This window comes from Burkholderia sp. BCC1999 (assembly GCF_905339975.1).
GTDB lineage: Bacteria > Pseudomonadota > Gammaproteobacteria > Burkholderiales > Burkholderiaceae > Burkholderia.
This window is the reverse complement of sequence record NZ_CAJPHP010000048.1, coordinates 1-2,991: the sequence shown is the minus strand read 5'-3', so window position 1 is coordinate 2,991 and position 2,991 is coordinate 1. Positions and strand designations below refer to the sequence as shown.

At 63.4% G+C, this 2,991-nt stretch carries 1 protein-coding gene; it reads left to right on the top strand.

What is annotated here, in order from left to right; genetic code table 11:
* On the top strand, nt 1-2,905 hold a 2,905-nt coding region (locus U5809_RS34450), incomplete at its 5' end, for an efflux RND transporter permease subunit (protein WP_322089832.1).
* Nucleotides 2,906-2,991: the final 86 nt, after the last annotated feature.

Sequence of the window (2,991 nt, the reverse complement as noted above, 5' to 3'; positions counted from 1 at the left end):
CGCCGACATCGCACAGGTCCAGGTGCAGAACAAGCTGTCGCTCGCGACGCCGGTTCTGCCGCAGGTCGTGCAGCAGCTCGGTCTGTCGGTGACGAAGTCGAGCAGCAGCTTCCTGCTGGTGCTCGCCTTCAACTCCGAAGACGGCAGCATGAACAAGTACGACCTCGCGAACTTCGTGGCGTCGCACGTGAAGGATCCGATCAGCCGGTTGAACGGCGTCGGTACCGTCACGCTGTTCGGCTCGCAGTACGCGATGCGGATCTGGCTCGACCCGAACCGCCTGACCAACTATGGCCTCACGCCGGTCGACGTCAGCTCGGCGATCACCGCGCAGAACGTGCAGATCGCGGGCGGCCAGATCGGCGGCACGCCGGCCACGCCGGGCACGATGCTGCAGGCGACGATCACCGAATCGACGCTGCTGCAGACGCCCGAGCAGTTCGGCAACATCCTGCTGAAGGTCAACCAGGACGGCTCGCAGGTTCGCCTGAAGGACGTCGCGCAGATCGGCCTCGGCGGCGAAAACTACAACTTCGACACGAAGTACAACGGTCAGCCGACCGCGGCACTCGGTATCCAGCTCGCGACCAACGCGAACGCCCTCGCCACCGCGAAGGCCGTCCGCGCCAAGATCGACGAACTGGCACCGTTCTTCCCGCACGGCCTCGTCGTGAAGTATCCGTACGACACGACGCCGTTCGTGAAGCTGTCGATCGAGGAAGTGGTCAAGACGCTCCTCGAAGGTATCGTGCTCGTGTTCCTCGTGATGTATCTGTTCCTGCAGAACCTGCGGGCGACGATCATCCCGACGATCGCGGTGCCGGTGGTGCTGCTCGGTACGTTCGCGATCATGTCGATGGTGGGCTTCTCGATCAACACGCTGTCGATGTTCGGCCTCGTGCTCGCAATCGGCCTGCTGGTCGACGATGCGATCGTGGTGGTGGAGAACGTCGAGCGGGTGATGGCGGAAGAGGGGCTGTCTCCGAAGGAGGCGACCCGCAAGGCGATGGGCCAGATCACCGGCGCACTCGTCGGCGTGGCGCTCGTGCTGTCGGCGGTGTTCGTGCCGGTGGCGTTCTCCGGCGGCTCGGTCGGCGCAATTTATCGTCAGTTCTCGCTGACGATCGTGTCGGCGATGGTGCTGTCGGTGCTCGTCGCGTTGATTCTGACGCCGGCGCTGTGCGCGACGATCCTCAAGCCGATCCCGCAAGGGCATCACGAAGAGAAGAAGGGTTTCTTCGGCTGGTTCAACCGCACGTTCAACAACAGCCGCGACAAGTACCACGTCGGCGTGCACCACGTGATCAAGCGCTCGGGCCGCTGGCTCATCATCTATCTGGTCGTGATCGTCGCGGTCGGGCTGCTGTTCGTGCGCCTGCCGAAGTCGTTCCTGCCCGATGAAGACCAGGGCCTGATGTTCGTGATCGTGCAGACGCCGTCGGGTTCGACGCAGGAAACGACCGCGAAGACGCTTGCGAACATTTCCGACTACCTGTTGAAGGACGAGAAGGAAATCGTCGAGTCCGCGTTCACGGTCAACGGCTTCAGCTTCGCGGGCCGCGGCCAGAACTCCGGTCTCGTGTTCGTGCGCCTGAAGGATTACTCGCAGCGTCAGCACGCGAACCAGAAGGTCCAGGCGCTGATCGGCCGGATGTTCGGGCGTTACGCGGGCTACAAGGACGCGATCGTGATCCCGTTCAACCCGCCGTCGATTCCTGAACTCGGTACGGCCGCCGGCTTCGACTTCGAGCTGACGGACAACGCCGGTCTGGGTCACGATGCGCTGATGGCCGCGCGTAACCAGCTGCTCGGGATGGCTTCGAAGGATCCGACGCTGCAGGGCGTGCGTCCGAACGGCCTGAACGACACGCCGCAGTACAAGGTCGACATCGACCGCGAGAAGGCGAATGCGCTGGGCGTGACGGCGGATGCGATCGACCAGACGTTCTCGATCGCGTGGGCGTCGAAGTACGTGAACAACTTCCTCGACACCGACGGCCGGATCAAGAAGGTGTACGTGCAGGCAGACGCGCCGTTCCGGATGACGCCGGAAGACATGAACATCTGGTACGTGCGCAACGGGTCGGGCGGGATGGTGCCGTTCAGTTCGTTCGCGACCGGTCACTGGACGTACGGTTCGCCGAAGCTCGAGCGCTACAACGGTGTGTCGGCGATGGAAATCCAGGGTCAGGCCGCACCGGGCAAGTCGACCGGTCAGGCGATGGCCGCGATGGAAACGCTCGCGAAGAAGCTGCCGGTCGGTATCGGCTATTCGTGGACGGGCCTGTCGTTCCAGGAAATCCAGTCCGGTTCGCAGGCGCCGATCCTGTACGCGATCTCGATCCTCGTCGTGTTCCTGTGTCTCGCGGCACTGTATGAAAGCTGGTCGATCCCGTTCTCGGTGATCATGGTGGTGCCGCTCGGCGTGATCGGCGCGCTGCTTGCGGCGACGATGCGCGGTCTGGAAAACGACGTGTTCTTCCAGGTCGGCCTGCTGACTACCGTGGGCTTGTCCGCGAAGAACGCGATTCTGATCGTGGAATTCGCGCGCGAACTGCAGGTGACGGAGAAGATGGGGCCGATCGAGGCCGCGCTGGAAGCGGCGCGCCTGCGGCTGCGTCCTATCCTGATGACGTCGCTCGCGTTCATTCTCGGCGTGATGCCGCTCGCGATCAGCAACGGCGCGGGTTCGGCCAGCCAGCACGCGATCGGTACGGGCGTGATCGGCGGGATGATCACCGCGACGTTCCTCGCGATCTTCATGATCCCGATGTTCTTCGTGAAGATCCGTGGGATCTTCAGCGGCGAGAAGGAAGACGTCGACGAGGCGCTGCGCCTGGCTCAGGAGCACTCGCACCACGAAGAGAAGCCGGGCAACGGCGACGAAGGCAACAAGGGACAGTGATGATGCAAAAACACGCTTTGACTGCAATCGCGGTCGCGCTCTTTGCCACGGGCTGCACGATGGCGCCGCATTACAAGCGGCCCGAT